At 40.6% G+C, this 18,313-nt stretch carries 15 protein-coding genes and 2 tRNA genes; 12 read left to right on the forward strand and 5 right to left on the reverse strand.

What is annotated here, in order from left to right; translation table 11 throughout:
• Window positions 1–37 precede the first annotated feature (37 nt).
• On the reverse strand, window positions 38–1,948 hold the full coding sequence (acs, locus tag BSEPE_RS04980) for an acetate--CoA ligase (protein ID WP_173636495.1): 1,911 nt from the start codon (window positions 1,946–1,948) through the stop codon (window positions 38–40).
• A 67-nt stretch (window positions 1,949–2,015) separates the two neighbouring features.
• Window positions 2,016–2,351, reverse strand: coding sequence for a DNA-directed RNA polymerase subunit omega (gene rpoZ / locus BSEPE_RS04985; protein WP_066044713.1), 336 nt, complete (start codon window positions 2,349–2,351; stop codon window positions 2,016–2,018).
• A 59-nt stretch (window positions 2,352–2,410) separates the two neighbouring features.
• Between rpoZ and dnaQ the strand changes: the two genes are divergently transcribed.
• The 3 genes from dnaQ to BSEPE_RS05000 all read left to right on the forward strand — a co-directional run bounded on the left by dnaQ (window position 2,411) and on the right by BSEPE_RS05000 (window position 3,337).
• A complete protein-coding gene (dnaQ, locus tag BSEPE_RS04990) occupies window positions 2,411–3,070 on the forward strand; it encodes a DNA polymerase III subunit epsilon (protein WP_066044716.1) in 660 nt (219 codons plus the stop codon).
• Between the two features lie 43 nt (window positions 3,071–3,113).
• A tRNA-Pro gene (locus BSEPE_RS04995) sits at window positions 3,114–3,190 on the forward strand.
• A 70-nt stretch (window positions 3,191–3,260) separates the two neighbouring features.
• Window positions 3,261–3,337, forward strand: a tRNA-Arg gene (locus BSEPE_RS05000).
• A 277-nt stretch (window positions 3,338–3,614) separates the two neighbouring features.
• Here BSEPE_RS05000 and BSEPE_RS05005 read toward each other — a convergent pair.
• The 3 genes from BSEPE_RS05005 to hslO form a co-directional block, all read right to left on the reverse strand.
• A complete protein-coding gene (locus BSEPE_RS05005) occupies window positions 3,615–4,670 on the reverse strand; it encodes a hypothetical protein (protein ID WP_066044719.1) in 1,056 nt (351 codons plus the stop codon).
• 234 nt (window positions 4,671–4,904) lie between these two features.
• Window positions 4,905–5,960, reverse strand: coding sequence for a hypothetical protein (locus BSEPE_RS05010; RefSeq protein WP_066044721.1), 1,056 nt, complete (start codon window positions 5,958–5,960; stop codon window positions 4,905–4,907).
• Window positions 5,961–6,098: 138 nt separating this feature from the next.
• Window positions 6,099–6,938, reverse strand: a complete 840-nt coding sequence (hslO, locus tag BSEPE_RS05015) for an Hsp33 family molecular chaperone HslO (RefSeq protein WP_066044723.1) — start codon at window positions 6,936–6,938, stop codon at window positions 6,099–6,101.
• Between the two features lie 16 nt (window positions 6,939–6,954).
• On the opposite strand from hslO, the gene BSEPE_RS05020 reads away from it, so the two are divergent.
• From BSEPE_RS05020 to purL, 9 genes are all read left to right on the forward strand, one after another.
• Complete coding sequence (locus BSEPE_RS05020) at window positions 6,955–7,776, forward strand: RluA family pseudouridine synthase (protein ID WP_066044725.1); 822 nt, start codon at window positions 6,955–6,957, stop codon at window positions 7,774–7,776.
• A 30-nt stretch (window positions 7,777–7,806) separates the two neighbouring features.
• A complete protein-coding gene (locus BSEPE_RS05025; RefSeq protein ID WP_066044728.1) occupies window positions 7,807–8,415 on the forward strand; it encodes a LemA family protein in 609 nt (202 codons plus the stop codon).
• A gap of 3 nt (window positions 8,416–8,418) precedes the next feature.
• Window positions 8,419–9,432 carry a M48 family metalloprotease gene (locus tag BSEPE_RS05030; RefSeq protein ID WP_066044730.1) on the forward strand — a complete coding sequence of 338 codons (1,014 nt, stop codon included), beginning with the start codon at window positions 8,419–8,421 and terminating at the stop codon, window positions 9,430–9,432.
• Window positions 9,433–9,435: 3 nt separating this feature from the next.
• The gene (gene map, locus BSEPE_RS05035; protein ID WP_066044733.1) at window positions 9,436–10,215 is read left to right on the forward strand and encodes a type I methionyl aminopeptidase; all 780 of its coding nucleotides are present in this window, start codon (window positions 9,436–9,438) and stop codon (window positions 10,213–10,215) included.
• A gap of 38 nt (window positions 10,216–10,253) precedes the next feature.
• Entirely contained in the window at window positions 10,254–10,847 is a 594-nt protein-coding gene (locus BSEPE_RS05040; protein WP_066044736.1) for a DUF502 domain-containing protein, read from the forward strand.
• Between the two features lie 19 nt (window positions 10,848–10,866).
• A complete protein-coding gene (gene aspS / locus BSEPE_RS05045) occupies window positions 10,867–12,621 on the forward strand; it encodes an aspartate--tRNA ligase (protein ID WP_066046117.1) in 1,755 nt (584 codons plus the stop codon).
• Window position 12,622: 1 nt separating this feature from the next.
• Complete coding sequence (gene nadA, locus BSEPE_RS05050) at window positions 12,623–13,570, forward strand: quinolinate synthase NadA (protein ID WP_066044741.1); 948 nt, start codon at window positions 12,623–12,625, stop codon at window positions 13,568–13,570.
• A 205-nt stretch (window positions 13,571–13,775) separates the two neighbouring features.
• Window positions 13,776–14,516 carry a YebC/PmpR family DNA-binding transcriptional regulator gene (locus BSEPE_RS05055; protein WP_066044743.1) on the forward strand — a complete coding sequence of 247 codons (741 nt, stop codon included), beginning with the start codon at window positions 13,776–13,778 and terminating at the stop codon, window positions 14,514–14,516.
• A gap of 2 nt (window positions 14,517–14,518) precedes the next feature.
• A complete protein-coding gene (purL, locus tag BSEPE_RS05060) occupies window positions 14,519–18,310 on the forward strand; it encodes a phosphoribosylformylglycinamidine synthase (RefSeq protein WP_066044745.1) in 3,792 nt (1,263 codons plus the stop codon).
• Window positions 18,311–18,313: the final 3 nt, after the last annotated feature.

Here is an 18,313-nt window from a genome sequence, read left to right on the forward strand (position 1 = left end):
TTTAAATGATACCATATTTTAAAATATGATACCATTTTTATATTCTATTCTCAATCAAATCATCTACCACCTCTGGCTCTGCTAGCGTTGAAGTGTCACCTAAGTTACCATAATCACCTTCGGAAATTTTTCTTAAAATACGACGCATTATTTTGCCACTGCGGGTTTTTGGCAGTCGATTGGCAAATTGGATTTTATCGACGGTGGCAATTGGTCCGATTTCACTGCGAACTAATTTAACCAATTCGACTTTTAACGCATCGCTTGGCTCTATACCATTAATGAGGGAAACATAGGCGTAAATAGCCTGACCTTTGATATCGTGGGGGTAGCCGACGACAGCGGATTCAGAGACATTTTTGTGTAGCACCAAGGCGGATTCTATTTCTGCAGTACCGAGTCGGTGTCCAGAAATGTTGAGGACATCATCAACTCTGCCGGTAATCCAATAGTAACCGTCTGCATCACGACGAACACCATCACCGGCAAAATATTTACCTTTGAAAGTAGAGAAATAGGCTTCCATAAAGCGTTCATGATTATTATAAAGTCCACGCATTTGTCCAGGCCATGAGCGGGCTAAAACCAAGATACCTTCCGCTTCACCTTTTAATACTTGGCCTAATTCATTGACCACTTGCGGTTCAATGCCGAAGAATGGCTTACTGGCAGAGCCTGGCTTTAAGGCAGTGGCATACGGCAGTGGGGTAATCATATGCCCACCTGTTTCAGTTTGCCACCAAGTATCAACGATTGGACAATTACCATTACCGATTTTATGGTAGTACCATTCCCACGCCTCAGGATTGATTGGCTCACCAACAGTACCAAGAATGCGCAAACTTGAACGCTCGGTTTTTGCAACGAAATCATCACCTGCACCCATGAGTGCACGAATAGCAGTTGGCGCGGTATAAAATGCATTAACCTGATGTTTGTCAATAACCTGCCAAAAACGCGCCGCATCTGGATAAGTCGGAATACCTTCAAACATCAATGTAGTTGCGCCGTTTGCGAGCGGACCATAGACAATATAAGAATGCCCTGTAACCCAGCCAACATCGGCAGTACACCAATAAATATCGCCGTCTTGATAATCAAAAACATATTTATGCGTGATGGCAGCATAAAGCAAATAACCACCTGTGGTATGCAAAACGCCTTTTGGCTTGCCAGTGGAGCCCGAGGTGTAAAGGATGAATAACGGGGTTTCTGCATCGAATGACTCACACGGGCAGTTAGTAGAAACTTCAGCGACTAAATCATGATACCAAACATCGCGCTTACCCCAATCCACATTGCCCTTGGTATTTTGCACTACGATGACTGCCTCAACGCAATCACAAAATTCAATTGCTTTATCAACATTGGTTTTAAGCGCTGTTGCCCTACCGCCTCGCATGCCTTCATCGGCAGTAATCACAACCTTACACTGTGAATCCAAAATTCTGTCTTTTAACGCCTCGGGCGAAAAGCCAGCGAAAACCACAGAGTGAATTGCACCAATTCTTGCGCATGCCAACATTGCATAACTTGCTTGCAAAATCATCGGCATATAAATACAGACTCTATCGCCCTTTTTAACGCCGAGTTTTTTCAAGCCATTCGCCAATTTTGCTACTTCGTCATGCAATGCCTGGTAAGTCACTTTTTGACTGTCTTTTGGGTTGTCACCCTCCCAAATAATTGCGGTCTGATTGGCTCGTTGTGGCAAATGACGGTCAATACAGTTGTACGCTACATTTAACTCACCGCCCTTAAACCACTCAATCAAACCGATGTTGTAATCCACATTGGAGATAGTCGCCCAGTCCTTATCCCAATCCAAAAATTCCTTAGCTTGCAACGCCCAAAACTCATCAGAATTCTCAATAGAATCTTGATACATTGCAAGATATTTAGCCTCATTAATTAAAGGTCTTCTGTCGGATTTAGCAATTGGATACATAATTTTTATTTTAAAACAAAAAAATGACGCAAATGCGTCATTTTTGAATGAGAAAAAATAAAAAAAGTTATGCGTCTGTTACCTCTGTCATTTCATCAGCAACTTTATCAACCGCTGTCTGCGATAATTCTGCTTCAACTTCTGCCATCTTTTCGCTATCGGCTTTTTTCTCTTGGGCGGACAATTCTGTTTCTAAAGCATTCGCTTCGGTTAAGATGGATGCATTTATCAAACCCGCTTCAATTTCTCTTAATGCAACAACGGTTGGCTTATCCTTGCCCGTGTCTAAAGTAGATCGATGCCCGCCAGAACTTAATTGATGTGCACGCTTAGCTGCGACCAATACTAATTCAAAACGATTTTCTACAAAATCCAAACATTCTTCAACAGTTACTCTTGCCATGGTTTAACCTTCCAACTTCAAATACGATAAAATGAAGTAATTTTACACGAGAATTGCACATGGAAAGGTACATTGTTTTAGATACGGAAACCACAGGTATTGAACCCAGTGAAGGACATCGTATCATTGAAATCGGTTGCACGGAAATTGTTAACAGGGAAATCACCAAAGACAATGAGTATCATCAGTATATTAATCCAGGCCGCATGGTGGGGGATTCTGAACGAATTCACGGCATTAAAGACGCTTTTTTAAAAGGAAAACCCAGATTTGAAGAAATTGCCGAAGAATTTTTAGAATATATTGAGGGTGCTACTTTGGTGATTCACAATGCACCTTTTGACCTTGGGTTTCTCAATCATGAATTAATGTTAATGGGTTCTGAGCAGCGCATTGAAGACAGTTGTACTATCATTGACTCTTTAGAGTTGTCCAAAGAGCAGCGCCCTGGGGGTATGCACAACCTTGATACGCTATGCCGTCGCTTTGAGATTGATGCCAGTGAACGAACAGTCCATGGTGCGTTGTTAGATGCAAAAATCTTGGCACAAGTTTATTTGGCAATGACAGGCGGGCAATTTCACCTATTTGGCGAAGCACATAACACAGAAAATGAAAGACTTTCAATTTCAAAAGTGTCTTCTAATCGCGCTCAAATTAAGGTCGTCCTTGCTAACAAAGAAGAACTAAAAAAACATAACACTTATTTTGAAAAATAAATCAAACATTACCCCCTTTAACACAGTATAATTATCGTTTTTTCGGAGTGTAGCGCAGTTTGGCAGCGTACCTGGTTTGGGACCAGGTGGTCGGGGGTTCAAATCCCTCCACTCCGACCATTTTTATTAAGCTTTTCAGAGACTCTTTAAATGTAATAATAAATTACATAACTTCTAAAAGTATCAATTTGCGCCCTTAGCTCAGCTGGATAGAGCAACGGCCTTCTAAGCCGTAGGCCTCAGGTTCGAATCCTGAAGGGCGCACCATATATTCAACCACTCTCCAACCCTTGCTATGCAGGGGTTTTTTTATTTGTCTATATTAACAGCTTATAAGCCCGGCGTACAACTTATACGCCGGGCTTATAAGTTGTAATACTCATCTTCCAAACAACGGTTGAAAATACCTTAAGACACTTATTAAGATATTTGAATTATGCACGGCGCCCTTCTTTCTTTAAGGCAAAAAAAACCCCAGCCAAAGCTGGGGTTTTTAAGTGAGACTTAAAACCGAAGTCTTAAATCAAACTTCTAACAACTAAGATTAGAATTTAACATCAAATCTAAGACCTTTATTAGTTGTGTTAGCGTCAGTGTTAGTAGATCCACTAAGGTTGCCCAAGTTAACCGTTAACTTACCGCCAGACATAGCGCGTGTTAAGATTAACTCTGCACCATTTACCGTGTCGTTGACAACAGTAGTAGGAGAAGTGCCAGTTGAAGCAGTCTTCAGGCTAGTAAAAATAGCCTTGATTGTGTTACCTGCTACTTTAGTGCTAACAGCAAGACCTGTGATTTTAGAGAAATCATTAGAGTTAGCCACTGCTATTGATGTACCACCACGAGCAGCTGTACCAACAAGCATAGAGCCTAATGGGGCAAACTTTGCGTTGCCATCATTGATAGCTGTACCGTTCTTAAGGTGAGCAACATCCCATTTAATACCGCTTGCTTTACCACCGATGTGAATTAAAGTTGTGTCTGAATTAGCGACTTTAGCGCTTAACTTTTCAGCGGCAACTAAAATACCATTGACCGTGCCTTTAACAGAAAAATCCGTATAACCCTCTTCAGAATTAGGATTGTGATCTATTGTCACATCAAAGCCTTTAATTTTAGTAGCAGCATAAACCTCAGTTGTCCCAGCTGACAAAGAGTTATCAGCAGTAAAAATACCTACTGTCGTATTGCCAAACTCAGTTGAGATGTCTAATGCGTCTTTATTAGAACCACCTTTAGACCATGCACCCAAACCATAAGTATAGTAGAAGTCACCCGCTTTAACATTCACAGGACCGACTTTAGTAGTCATATAGAATTGGTGCGTTTTAATAGTGCCGCCAGAAGCGCCAGTACCTTCAACAGCACCTGTGTTATTGTTGTCATCATTTCTAAGACTAATAACAACTGTAGTAGCACCAGATTTACCAGTGATATCTAAGTTGATACGCTTACGGTTAGCAGTCGTATCAGCAGAAGCTGCTGTCCTGCCAATTGCATTATCAGCATACTGGATATATGCGTCACCTTTGATTGAAATATCAGCCATAGAAGCTGATGCCATTGTTGCAGCAACTGCTGCGATCATTAATTTTTTCATTGTATTACCTTTGATTTTATGTAAAAAATTACTAAAATAGCAAAACCTTTGTATTGCAAAAGCCTCAACTACTTTAGCGCTATTTACCCCCTAAATTGATTATACCCTAATCATTATAAGCAAGTCATATTTTAAACTTCCTTTCTTTAGGGCAAAAAAAAACCCCAGCCAAAGCTGGGGTTTTTAAGTGAGACTTAAAACCGAAGTCTTAAATCAAACTTCTAACAACTAAGATTAGAATTTAACATCAAATCTAAGACCTTTGTTAGTTGCGTTAGCGTCAGTGTTAGTAGAGCCACTAAGCTTACCCAAGTTAACCGTTAACTTACCGCCAGACATAGCACGCGTTAAGATTAACTCTGCACCCTTTACTGTGTCTTCCAATACACCAGTAGGAGAGGCACCAGTTGAAGCAGTCTTCAGGCTAGTAAAAATAGCCTTGATTGTGTTACCTGCTACTTTAGTGCTAACAGCAAGACCTGTGATTTTAGAGAAATCATTAGAGTTAGCCACTGCTGTTGATGTACCACCACGAGCACCCGTACCAACAAGCATAGAGCCTAATGGGGCAAACTTTGCGTTGCCATCATTGATAGCTGTACCGTTCTTAAGGTGAGCAACATCCCATTTAACGCCGCTTGCTTTACCACCGATGTGGATTAAAGTTGTGTCTGAATTAGCGGCTTTAGCGCTTAATTTTTCAGCGGCAACTAAAATACCACCAAAAGTACCTTTAGCCATTAAGTTAGTCCAACCCGCTTCACTATTAGGATTATGCTGCACTTTAACCGTTGCACCTGAAATTTTGGTAGAAGCAAAAACATTAGTAGAACCTGCAGCATTAGAATTATCATGAGTATAAAGACCTACTTTAGTAGCGCCAAATTTAGTTGACAATACTAAGGCATCTTTCTTAGAAGCGCCTTTAGAAGTTGCACCTAAGCCAATTGTACCATAAAAGTCACCCACTTTAACATTCACAGGACCGACTTTAGTAGTCATATAGAATTGATGCGTTTTAATAGTACCACCAGAAGCGCCAGTACCTCCAACAGCACCTGTGTTATTGTTGTCATCATTTCTAAGACTAATAACAACTGTAGTAGCACCAGATTTACCAGTGATGTTTAAGTTGACACGCTTACGGTTAGCAGTCGTATCAGCAGAAGCTGCTGTCCTGCCAATTGCATTATCAGCATACTGGATATATGCGTCACCTTTGATTGAAATATCAGCCTGAGAAGCTGATGCCATTGTTGCAGCAACTGCTGCGATCATTAATTTTTTCATTTTAGTTTCCTAAGTTGTATAAAAAATATCTGCCACGAGATTGCAGTAGATGACGCAATTATAACAACTTGCTTTCTAATGTCAACACTTTTTTGTAAAAAAGAGACAAATATTTGTTTTTTTACTACAAATGTACTTTTATGTGGAAAATAATCTATCAACATCGCCTTCATTAAAAAATAAATGCTGATTGCAAATTTCGTTGTAAATGGCAATTTCATTGCGTTCTTTGAGCAGTATCCTAGCTTCTTGCTCGCCAAGACTTAGGATAACTTTTTCAAAGCGTTGTTTGTCGTTTTGACATTCGTAGTTAATAGCAGTTGACGCAAAGTGTTCGATTGTTTCTTGGTGAAAAAGACGATAAAGTAAAGGTTCAATGGCTAATTCGCATAATTCTTTATCTGTTACCGTATCCGCTAATATCTTGACTCGATGCCAGCCTTCGGGATCGTTACTTGTGGATTCTGGCATTTTTTGAATCAACATTGCGGATAGGTTTTCCTTGGTAGAACTGACCCACAATTTAGATGGCAATTGCTCTGATTGGGTAAAATAATCCTCAAAGGTTGGTAGTAAGCCCCGCTCATTAATAGCAACCAAGGATTGAAAATTGCTATCGGTTTGAGCATTATATAAGGTGGCAACGATTTGCCCGTTACCAAGAATTTCAGACAGGGTTTGCTTGGGCGTTATATCAGTGCCTGCACGCACCATGCCACGAATTTTTAAATCATGCGTTACCTCAACGAGTAGCAAATCAACCATACCATCACCTTGTGATTGCAAGGTGAATTTACCCGTATGCTTCATACCACTAGCAAGCATCAATGCCAAAGCACTCATTTCGCCAAACAATTGTCTAATTTGCTCGGAATAACCACGGTCTTTAATCATCGCTTGCCAAGCGCTATTAATGGACAAGTGCTGCCCACGAATATCCAATTCTTTAAATAAAAATTTTGTGTGTGCATTTTTCATAGTATTATTTTAGTTTATGAATGTCATTGAAAAGAAAATTATTATCAAAGATGAGAACATATCGCTCATTGACGCATTGTCAAATCATACAGATTTGTCCAAACAAGTGCTGAAATCAGCATTGGATAAGGGTTGCGTGTGGTTAAAAACAGGAAAAAAAATCAATCGGGTGCGTCGGGTGAAAAAGCCGTTAAAAAAAGGCAGTGAAGTTTTTCTCTATTTTAACGAAAATATTCTTTCCTCTATTCCAACAAAACCTGAGTTGTTGCTAGATAAACAAACATATAGTGTGTGGTTTAAACCTGCAGGCGTATTTGCACAAGGGTCAAAATGGGGTGACCATTGTGCACTGACGCGACTGGTGGAAAAAATAACCCATCGTGATAGTTTTCTCGTGCATCGGTTAGACCGTGCAACCAGTGGAATAATGGTGATTGCACATAATAAAAAAATGGCGGCAGCGTTCTCCAAGCTTTTTGCAAAACGCCAAATTAACAAGGTATATTTAGCAATTGTGAATGGCGAATTTCCAAATAAAACAGTTAGTATTGACGACAAAATTGACGGGAAAACGGCGTTGAGTCATGTTTCATTATTAGAAAAATCAGATGGCAGGTCGTTGCTAAAAGTGGAAATTGAAACTGGTAGAAAGCATCAAATTCGCAAACACTTGAGTGCATTTGGCTTTGCGATTATCGGCGATAGAATGTATGGCAATGCCCCAAAAAATTATCCAGAAAATTTGCAATTGCAAGCCATTTCATTGGCGTTCAATTGCCCTATTGATAAAAAGGATATAGCCTTAGTATTAGCGGAAAACAAAAAAATTATGCTATAATATTACTTTTTATAATGACGAGATATACATATGGAATTCATTACACAAAATTGGTTGGCAATTGCTATTATCGTGGTTGCGGTTATTTGGGTTGTTAAAATTTACAACAACTTAGTTTCTTATAAAACGCAATACCAAAATGGTTTTGAGCAAATTTCAGTGCAACTCAAACGCCGCTTAGATTTAATTGGCAATTTGGTTGATGCCGCTAAAAAATACATGGAACATGAAAAAGAAACGCTAATGGCAGTTACTCAGGCTAGGTCGGGGCTTTTACAAGCCACGCAAGCCGCTGAAGGCAACCCTGGTGATACTGGCGTAATGGCAAATTTAGCCACTTCACAAGTTGCTATGGAAAGTGCAATGGGTGGGTTTAATTTAAAAATGGAAGACTATCCCGAATTAAAAGCCAGCGACAATATGATGCAACTGAGTGAAGAAATGACCAGCACAGAAAACAGAATTGCAGCAGCACGACAAGGATATAACGATTTAGTGCAAAAATTTAACGAATATAAAAAATCATTTCCTAATGTTGTTTTTGCAGGTTTGTTTGGCTTTGGTAATGATGCACAAAACTTAGAGTTTAGTGAAAACATTGAGCAACTCAATGAAGCACCGAAAGATTTGTTTAAATAAAGAATGGACTTCAGAGAGCATCAAGATCGCGCTAAAAAAAATAGCCGAATTATTTGGTTTTTATATATTTTATTATTGTTGGTTTCTTCGTTTTTAATCGGCTGGACTTTGCTTGTCGGCTTAAATTTAGCAGAACTTTATCAGCCTGGCTATGAAAAATATGGTTTTTTAGATAAGTTTTTAGCCAGCAATCGTTACGCCTTTAACGCTAAACAAATCACGACTTTACTAGGCATTTCTGCCATCGCTTTTATCGTTCAAGGGCTAACCACGGTATTTGGTTTTATGAAAAAATCAAACGGACATAAAGTGGCACTCGCCTTTGGCGGTATTTTAATCAATGAAGACAGTGCTGAAACATTAGAACAAAAACAAGCGCTGAATATTGTTACTGAACAGGCGCTGGCTGCCAGCATTCCAACGCCAAGTCTATATCTTATTCCAGAACAGGGTATTAACGCTTTTGCCGCTGGTAAAAAAAGCGACGATGCCATTGTCGCAATCACCCAAGGCGCAATGGATAACTTCAATAGAAATGAATTATCGGGCGTTATTGCCCATGAAATTGGGCATATTGTCAACCAAGATATTAAACTCAATATTCAAATATCTGCCTTTGTATTTGGCTTTACCGCTCTATTCTTCTTAGCCAGATTTGTATTTTATCAAGCTGCTTATAATCGCAGAATGGATGGGCGTGCAAAACTGATTATGTTTGCAGTGGCTACCGTTATCGGTATTATTGGTGCGCTTACTGTGTGGCTTGGTCGCATTCTGCAAGCAGCCATGAGTCGGCAACGAGAATATCTAGCCGATGCCAGCGCGGTACAATTTACCCGTTATCCTCAGGGTCTAGTGCAAGCTTTTGAGGTGTTAGAAAATGGGGGAAAATCAAGCAAAATGGAAAACCCTTCCTCTAAAGAATACGCACATGCGATGATGTTTGGTATTGGTGGAGAGTTGTTTGCCACTCACCCACCACTTAAAGAACGCATTAACAGAATTCAAAATAAATAAACTGTGTCAATTGATATTAAATCTGCGGATGAAATAACAAAAATGCGCGTTGCCGGGCGTTTGGCTGCCGATGTGTTGGACATGATCGCACCGTATGTGAAAGCAGATGTTACTACAGATGAATTGGACAAAATTTGTCACAATTTTATGGTCAATGTACAAGGCACTATTCCTGCCCCATTAAATTACCATGGATTTCCAAAGTCAATTTGCACCAGTGTTAACAATGTTGTCTGTCACGGCATCCCAGGTGATAAAAAACTCAAAAAAGGTGATATTGTTAATATTGACATTACCGTAATTAAAGATGGCTATCATGGTGACACTTCTAAAATGTTTATCATTGGAAAGTCTAGCATTAAAGCACAGCGTATTTGTCGCATTGCACAAGAATGCTTATATATTGGCATTAAAAAAGTCAAACCAGGTATTCATCTTGGCGAGATTGGTAAGGCGATTGGTGCACATGCAATTAAAAATAATTGCGCAATCGTGCGTGATTATTGTGGACATGGGATTGGTCGTTTGTTCCACACTGAGCCACAGGTGGTGCATTATGACGATGGCGGCATTAAAAATAGCCAAATCTTAGAGGCAGGAATGTCATTTACTATTGAACCGATGGTAAATTTAGGAAAATGGGAAGTTACAACTTCACAAAAAGATGGATGGACGGTAACAACCAAAGACCGTTCGCTTTCAGCGCAATGGGAGCATACGATTTTAGTAACCAAAGACGGTTATGAAATTCTAACAATTCGTGATGAAGAATATATTAAATAAATGCTAAAATAACGCCTTAAAATTCTTTTTTTAACTTTATGAAGCGCTTACGCAATTATTTTATCTCTGGTCTATTATTTTGGATACCGCTTGCTCTGAGCGTTATTGTTGTCAAATTCTTCTTGCAATTTGTTGATAATATTATTCCTGTGCAATATTTACCAAAATCATTATTGAATGTTACGCACGACATTCCAGGCTTAGGCATTATGCTAATATTAATCATTATGCTGATAACAGGTGCCCTGGTGAATAATTTTATTGGGCGTCAATTATTGGCACTTTGGGATAAATTCTTAAATCACATCCCTGGCTTTAGAGGTATTTATAATGCTTTAAAACAATTGTCAGATACGGTGCTTAGTCCTTCTGGCAATAGTTTTAAAAAAGCATTGTTGGTCGAATATCCGCGTAAAGGTATGTGGACAATTGCTTTTCAAACAGGGGACTATCAAGGTGAAGTCAGTAAAAAAATTGGCAAAGAAATCGTCAATATTTATGTCCCAACAACCCCAAACCCGACTTCTGGATTTTTTATTATGTTGCCGAAAGACGATGTGATAGAGTTGGATATGAATGTCGATGAGGCCTTTAAATTAATTATTTCTACTGGCGTGGTAAAGCCGAAATAACAAGGAAAAAACTATGAGTATGAGAACAGATTATTGCGGTGAATTACGCAAAGAGAACATTGGTCAAAGCGTTGAGATTTGTGGCTGGACCAATCGTCGTCGTGACCACGGCGGTGTTATTTTTTTGGATATGCGTGATAAACGCGGCATCGTTCAAGTGGTGATTAATCCTGACAATAATGATTTTGCGTTAGCAGAAACGATTCGCAATGAATTCGTATTAAAAATCACGGGTGAAGTCATTGCCAGGGCGGATAATTTAATTAACCCAAAACTTGATACTGGTGAGATTGAAATTGTTGCCAATAAGATTGAAATTCTAAATACTTCTAAACCAGTACCTTTCCAGATTGATGCCGTTGATACCTCAGAAGAAGTGCGTCTCAAATATCGTTACTTGGATTTACGCACTAATGTTATGCAACAACGGATGCGTTTGCGTTCAAAAGTGACGCATTTTATGCGCGAATTTATGGATAACAATGATTTCTTGGATATTGAAACGCCGTTTTTAACTAAGGCGACACCTGAGGGCGCGCGCGATTATTTAGTGCCTTCGCGTACTTATCCGGGTGAGTTTTTTGCCCTACCACAATCACCACAATTATTTAAGCAGTTGTTAATGATGTCGGGTTTTGAGCGATACTATCAAATCGTTAAATGCTTCCGAGATGAAGATTTACGCGCTGATCGCCAACCAGAATTTACCCAATTAGATGTAGAAACTTCGTTTATGAGTGAAGGTGAAATTATGTCTATGATGGAGGAAATGACACGCGGTTTATTCAAAGAGGTGATTGAGGTTGACCTTGGTGACAAATTCCCAACCATCACTTATAATGATGCAATGTCCACTTACGGCGTTGACCGTCCTGATATGCGTATTCCGATGAAATTGGTATGCGTGAACGAGATTATGAAAGGTGTGGATTTTAATGTATTCTCAGGTCCAGCCAGTGCTGATGATTCTCGCGTTGCCGCCCTTAAAATCCCAGGTGGTGCGAGCATCAGCCGTAAAGATATCGACAAATATACCAAATATGTCAGTATTTACGGCGCCAAAGGCTTGGCATATATCAAACTGAACGAAGAGGGTCCTGCTTCGCCAATTTTGAAATTCTTAGGCGACGATGTCACCAATCAAATCATCGAAATGACCGACGCTAAAACGGGCGATATTATTTTCTTCGGTGCTGACAAAATCAAAATCGTCAACGAGGCACTCGGTAACTTGCGTGAGCAAATCGCCAAGGATTTAGACCTTTACACTTGTAAATGGGCGCCAATTTGGGTGATTGACTTCCCAATGTTTGACCAAAACGAAGACGGTTCTTTAAGTGCTATTCATCACCCTTTCACCGCGCCAAGCGTCGATGCAAAAACCTTGGAAGCCACTGCAGCCACCGCCCTATCTCGCGCCTACGATTTAGTCATTAATGGCAGTGAAGTTGGTGGTGGATCTATCCGTATCCATCAGGTAGAGATGCAACAAACGGTATTAAAATTGCTGGGCATTTCCGACGAAGAAGCCAAAGATAAATTCGGCTTCCTGCTTGACGCTTTAGAGTACGGCTGTCCACCCCATGGCGGTATGGCATTCGGCTTAGACCGCCTGGTGATGATTATGACTGGCAGTGACTCTATCCGCGATGTCATTGCCTTCCCTAAAACTCAAACTGCCGCCTGCTTATTGACTTCTGCTCCTGCCGCTGTGCCAAACAAAGTATTAAGAGAATTGAGCGTTAAAGTAAGCCTTCCCGAAAAAGACAGCTAAAGTGTCAATCCAAGACCAAATCAAGGCCAAACTCAAGGATAAAAATGCTGTATTAGTAGCACACTACTATGTCAGTGGTGAATTGCAAACCTTAGCGGAAGAAACTGGCGGTATAGTTTCCGATAGTTTGGAGATGGCACGGTTTGGACAGAACTGTGATGCAGACATTATTATCGTTGCGGGTGTTAAGTTTATGGGGGAAACTGCTAAAATTCTATCCCCTGAAAAAACCGTTTTGGTATTAGACGACAAAGCCACTTGTTCATTAGATGAAGATTGTCCAATTGACGAATTTTCTAAATTTTGCGACCAACATACCGATAGAACGGTGGTGGTTTACGCCAATACTTCAGCTGCGGTTAAAGCACGGGCAGATTGGGTAGTCACTTCAGGTAGTGCGTTGACAGTGGTAAAGCATTTACACGAAAAAGGTGAGAAAATTCTTTGGGCGCCCGACAAACATTTAGGTAATTTCGTGCAAAATCAAACAGGTGCAGATATGTTGCTCTGGCAAGGTTCTTGCGTGGTACATGAGCGTTTTAAAGCAGATGCTCTGCTTACACTCAAAGAAAAACACCCTCAAGCGGCAGTTTTGGTGCACCCAGAATCCCCGCAAGCAGTCGTAGATTTAGCAGATATAATAGGCTCAACTACAGCACTCATTAATGCAGTTAGAGACAGAAAAGAATCAACTTTTATTATTGCCACTGATAACGGTATTTTTCACAAAATGCGTGAAGTGGCACCGAATAAAATCCTGATTGAAGCGCCGACTATGGGTGTGGGAGCAGACTGTGAGAGCTGTGCGCATTGTGAATGGATGGCAATGAATGATTTAGAAAATTGCCTAAATGCTATTCAAAATAAAACCCACGAAATAACTATTGAAGAATCGGTGGCAATTCAGGCGAAAAAATCAATACAAAAATTATTAGACTTTACCGCATGAGGCAAAACCCTAATCCAAAGATAGAAAATGCAAATCTGACGCCAACCCTTACCACCACAGCACTTTCAAAAAATCGCCGTGGAACCACTGGGTGGCACTAAGATTTTTTACAAAGCACTGTGATAGCAAGGCTTAACGCCATATTCACACCTTCTATCTTTGGATTAGGGTAAAATAAAACGATTGAAAAAATGGAGAAAATCTGATGGCTGGACACAGTAAATGGCATAACATTCAACATCGTAAAGGCGCACAGGATGCAAAACGCGGCAAAATCTTTACTAAATTAATCAAGGAAATTGTCATTGCTGCTAAGCAAGGCGGTGGCGTGATTGAGAACAACCCTTCTTTGAGGATGGTGATTGATAAAGCATTGGCAGCGAATATGAAACGCGATACCATTGAAAATGCGGTTAAACGCGGTTCTGGAGACCTTGATGGCGAAAATTATGATGAAGTGCGTTATGAGGGCTATGGATTGGGCGGTACTGCGGTAATGGTGGACACGCTGACGGATAATCGCAATCGCACCGTTGCTGATGTGCGACACGCATTTACTAAACACGGGGGCAATCTTGGCACAGATGGCTCAGTATCTTACTTATTTAATAAGCAAGGTTTTATCAGTTTTGAATCGGGTGATGAAGACACTATTATGGAGATTGCATTGGATGCGGGTGCTGAAGATGTGATTACCAATGACGACGGCTCTATTGATGTGATTACCACACCAGAATATTTCTTTACTGTCAAAGATGCATTAACGGCTGCTGGACTTGAAGCAAGTCATTCTGAAGTAACAATGGAGCCTGCCAACCGCATTGAGCTCAATCTTGGCGATGCAGAAAAGTTTATGAAACTGATTGAACGATTAGAAGATTTAGACGATACACAAGAAGTCTATCACAATGCGGATATTTCTGATGAAGTGATGGCACAATTGTAACAATGATAACAACCTTTAAGAATATTCGCGCGTTAGGCGCCTTCAAGCAAGACGCGCTGAATAAAAAATTATTGCCTTTGGGCGTACAATTGACGGGCGTGGAATTTGTACATTTTGCGAATTGCACAGAGGTATTGAGTAATGACGAGTCTTTGATGCTTGAAAAATTGTTGGGTTATGAACAATCTATTAAGGTTTCAGGTGTTGAGGAAGTCGTGGTTATCCCAAGATTAGGCACGATATCACCTTGGTCATCGAAAGCCAGTGATATTTTGCATTTGTGTGGGTTGAAAAAAGTCAAACGCATTGAACGGGGCATAATTTATCACTTTGATAAAGCGATTATGGATAAGTCAGCAGTCTTGGCGATTGTGATGGATAAAATGACAGAATCTGAGTTGACTTCGATGAATGAAGCGCAGGCAATTTTTGATGATTTTGAGCCACAGCCATTTAGTCGTATTGATATTTTAAGCAAAGGAAAATCTGCATTGGAACAGGCAAATGCAACTTTAGGCTTGGCATTGTCAGCGGGTGAAATTGAATATTTAGTGAACAGTTTTACGCAATTAAAACGCAATCCGACGGATGTGGAATTAATGATGTTTGCACAAGCGAATTCTGAGCATTGTCGCCATAAGATTTTTAATGCCGATTGGAGCATTGACGGTGAGTTGCAAGCGAAAAGTTTGTTTGCGATGATTCGCAATACTTATCACCAGCATCCAGAAGGTTTGTTGAGCGTTTATTCAGACAACTCTGCGGTAATGGCAGGTTATGAGGGGAGTCGTTTTTATGCGGATGCCGATGGAAAATATGTAAATTCGACTGAACACAGAGCGATTTTAATGAAAGTGGAAACACATAACCACCCTACTGCTATTGCTCCTCACCCAGGTGCGGCAACGGGCTCTGGCGGTGAAATTCGTGATGAAGGTGCAACGGGTAAAGGCTCAAAACCCAAAGTTGGACTGTGTGGGTTTAGTGTTTCTAATTTAAAAATTAACGATGCTATGCAACCGTGGGAAATTGATAATGGCAAGCCAAGTCAAATACAATCAGCGTTAGATATTATGATTGAAGGTCCGATTGGTGCGGCGAGTTTTAACAATGAATTTGGTCGCCCAAATACCTTGGGTTACTTCCGAACTTACGAACAAAAAACGCCTGATGGCGATATACGAGGCTACCATAAGCCAATTATGTTAGCGGGTGGCTTGGGGCATATTCAAGAGCAACATATTGAAAAAGGCAACATCCCTGTCGGCAGTAAAATCATCGTGCTTGGCGGTCCTGCGATGTTAATTGGCCTTGGTGGCGGTGCGGCGTCAAGTATTAAGAGTGGCGAGCAAAGTGAAGATTTGGATTTTGCATCCGTGCAACGCGCTAACCCAGAAATGGAACGCCGTGCACAAGAAGTGATCGACTGTTGTGCTAATTTTGCTGATAAAAACCCAATTATTTCCATTCACGATATTGGTGCAGGCGGTTTGTCCAATGGCTTACCTGAATTGGTCAATGATTCAGGCAAAGGCGGAAAATTCAAACTGCGGAAAATTCCAAATGATGATAAAAAAATGTCGCCATTAGAAGTGTGGTGTAATGAGTCACAAGAACGCTATGTGCTAGCAATTGCCAATGAAAGCGTGGCATTATTCAGCGATATTTGTCAGCGGGAACGCACACCTTTTGCCATTTTGGGCGAATCCACTAAAGAGCAAGAATTGATTTTAAGTGATGACTTATTTGACAATAATCCGATTGAAATGCCGATGGCAGTATTATTGGGCAATCCACCAAAAACCTCAATTGATGCCGTCACGCAACCTATTAAATTGAACACTTTAGACACCAGTTCGATAAAACTTGATGATGCAATTTCAAGAACTTTACAACTGCCAACTGTTGCCAGTAAAAACTTTTTAATCACCATTGGTGACCGCAGTGTAACTGGCATGGTGGCTCGTGACCAATTCGTCGGACCGTGGCAAATGCCAGTGGCAGATTGTGCAATTTCTATTTCTGATTACATAGGCTACAAAGGCGAGATTATGTCTTTAGGCGAGCGCGCGCCATTGGCTTTATGTGATGCAAATGCAGCAGCAAGAATGACGATTGGCGAAGCCTTAACCAATATGTTGGGCGGTTTTGTAGAAGACATTCATCACATCAGTTTGAGTGCGAATTGGATGAGTGCAAGTGGCCATGCGGGTGAAGATGTAAAACTTTTTGAAGCAGTGAAAGCGGTGGGCATGGATTTATGCCCTGAACTTGGCTTAACTGTGCCAGTCGGCAAAGATTCAATGAGCATGAAAAGCGCATGGACAGAAAATGGCAAGGACAAATCTGTCACCTCTCCACTCTCTTTAGTGGTCACTGCCTTCTCTAAGACCCCTGATGTCAGAGCACAAATTACGCCTTTATTAGACACCGAAATTGGCAGTGAGTTGCTGTTAATTGATTTAGGTTTTGGTAAAAATCGCATGGGTGGCTCGTGCTTGGCACAAGTTTACAATCAAATTGGTGATATTTCACCAAACCTTGACAATTCAGCCGTATTTAAGAATTTCTTTACAACCATCAACCAACTGAATAAAGAAGGATTAATCAGTGCCTATCATGACCGTAGCGATGGTGGTGTCATTACCACTTTATTAGAAATGGCATTCGCCTCTCATTGTGGCTTAGATATTATTAAACACGATATTGAAACACTATTCAACGAAGAGTTAGGCTGCGTGATTCAAGTAGAAAATAGCAATAAAGATACTGTCATTGACGCCCTATCCAAGGCAGGATTAGCAGATTGCACTGATACAATTGCAACACTTAATAGTACCGATACAATTAACATTGGTGATTATAGTGAAAAACGCGCAACCCTACAGCAACTATGGAGTACTACTTCTTACCAGATTGCTAAACTCAGAGACAATCCAGAATGCGCCCAACAAGAATTTGATTTGGTCGGTGAGAACACCGCAGGCTTGCAAACCAAACTGACTTTTGACATTAATCAAGCGCCTGCTATTTTAAGTAGTCGCCCGAAAATAGCCATATTGCGTGAACAAGGTATTAACGGACAAATAGAAATGGCAGCAGCATTTGACAAAGCAGGTTTTGAAGCTACTGATGTACATATGAGCGACATTTTATCAGGTCGCTTGTCATTAGCTGACTTTAAAGGTTTGGTCGCTTGTGGTGGCTTCTCGTATGGCGATGTACTGGGTGCGGGTCGTGGTTGGGCGAACTCTATTCTTTATAATCCCCGTGCTAAAGGCGAATTTGAAGCCTTCTTTAATCGTGATGATAGCTTTTCTTTGGGCGTTTGTAACGGCTGCCAAATGATGTCTAATTTAACCGATATCATTCCAGGTTCACAAAACTGGCCGAGTTTTAAGCGTAATGTTTCAGAGCAATTTGAAGCACGCTTTTCTTCGGTTAAAATTGGCAAATCTAATTCTATTTTCTTAGATGGCATGGAAGATTCGGTGATGCCAATTGCTATTGCTCACGGTGAAGGTCGTGCCATCTTTACTGCTGAGCCATCCAACAACATTGCCCTACAATATGTAGATCATAATGCTAACCCAACCCAAAGTTACCCACATAATCCAAACGGCTCTGATAATGCCGTTGCTGGTCTAACCAACAAATCTGGACAGGTAACCATTATGATGCCACACCCAGAGCGTGTTATCAGAACTGTGCAAAACTCCCATCATCCAAAAGATTGGATTGAGCGAAGCCCTTGGATGAGAATGTTTGAAAATGCCAGAATTTGGGTTGGGTAACGA

It is taken from the genome of endosymbiont of Bathymodiolus septemdierum str. Myojin knoll (genome assembly GCF_001547755.1).
GTDB lineage: Bacteria > Pseudomonadota > Gammaproteobacteria > PS1 > Pseudothioglobaceae > Thiodubiliella.

Coding starts and splice junctions, on each gene's coding strand:
- acs (WP_173636495.1), bottom strand. CDS start 1,948: ATGTATCCAATTGCTAAATCCGACAGAAGACCTTTAATTAATGAGGCT.
- rpoZ (WP_066044713.1), bottom strand. CDS start 2,351: ATGGCAAGAGTAACTGTTGAAGAATGTTTGGATTTTGTAGAAAATCGT.
- dnaQ (WP_066044716.1), top strand. CDS start 2,411: ATGGAAAGGTACATTGTTTTAGATACGGAAACCACAGGTATTGAACCC.
- BSEPE_RS05005 (WP_066044719.1), bottom strand. CDS start 4,670: ATGAAAAAATTAATGATCGCAGCAGTTGCTGCAACAATGGCATCAGCT.
- BSEPE_RS05010 (WP_066044721.1), bottom strand. CDS start 5,960: ATGAAAAAATTAATGATCGCAGCAGTTGCTGCAACAATGGCATCAGCT.
- hslO (WP_066044723.1), bottom strand. CDS start 6,938: ATGAAAAATGCACACACAAAATTTTTATTTAAAGAATTGGATATTCGT.
- BSEPE_RS05020 (WP_066044725.1), top strand. CDS start 6,955: ATGAATGTCATTGAAAAGAAAATTATTATCAAAGATGAGAACATATCG.
- BSEPE_RS05025 (WP_066044728.1), top strand. CDS start 7,807: ATGGAATTCATTACACAAAATTGGTTGGCAATTGCTATTATCGTGGTT.
- BSEPE_RS05030 (WP_066044730.1), top strand. CDS start 8,419: ATGGACTTCAGAGAGCATCAAGATCGCGCTAAAAAAAATAGCCGAATT.
- BSEPE_RS05040 (WP_066044736.1), top strand. CDS start 10,254: ATGAAGCGCTTACGCAATTATTTTATCTCTGGTCTATTATTTTGGATA.
- aspS (WP_066046117.1), top strand. CDS start 10,867: ATGAGAACAGATTATTGCGGTGAATTACGCAAAGAGAACATTGGTCAA.
- BSEPE_RS05055 (WP_066044743.1), top strand. CDS start 13,776: ATGGCTGGACACAGTAAATGGCATAACATTCAACATCGTAAAGGCGCA.
- purL (WP_066044745.1), top strand. CDS start 14,519: ATGATAACAACCTTTAAGAATATTCGCGCGTTAGGCGCCTTCAAGCAA.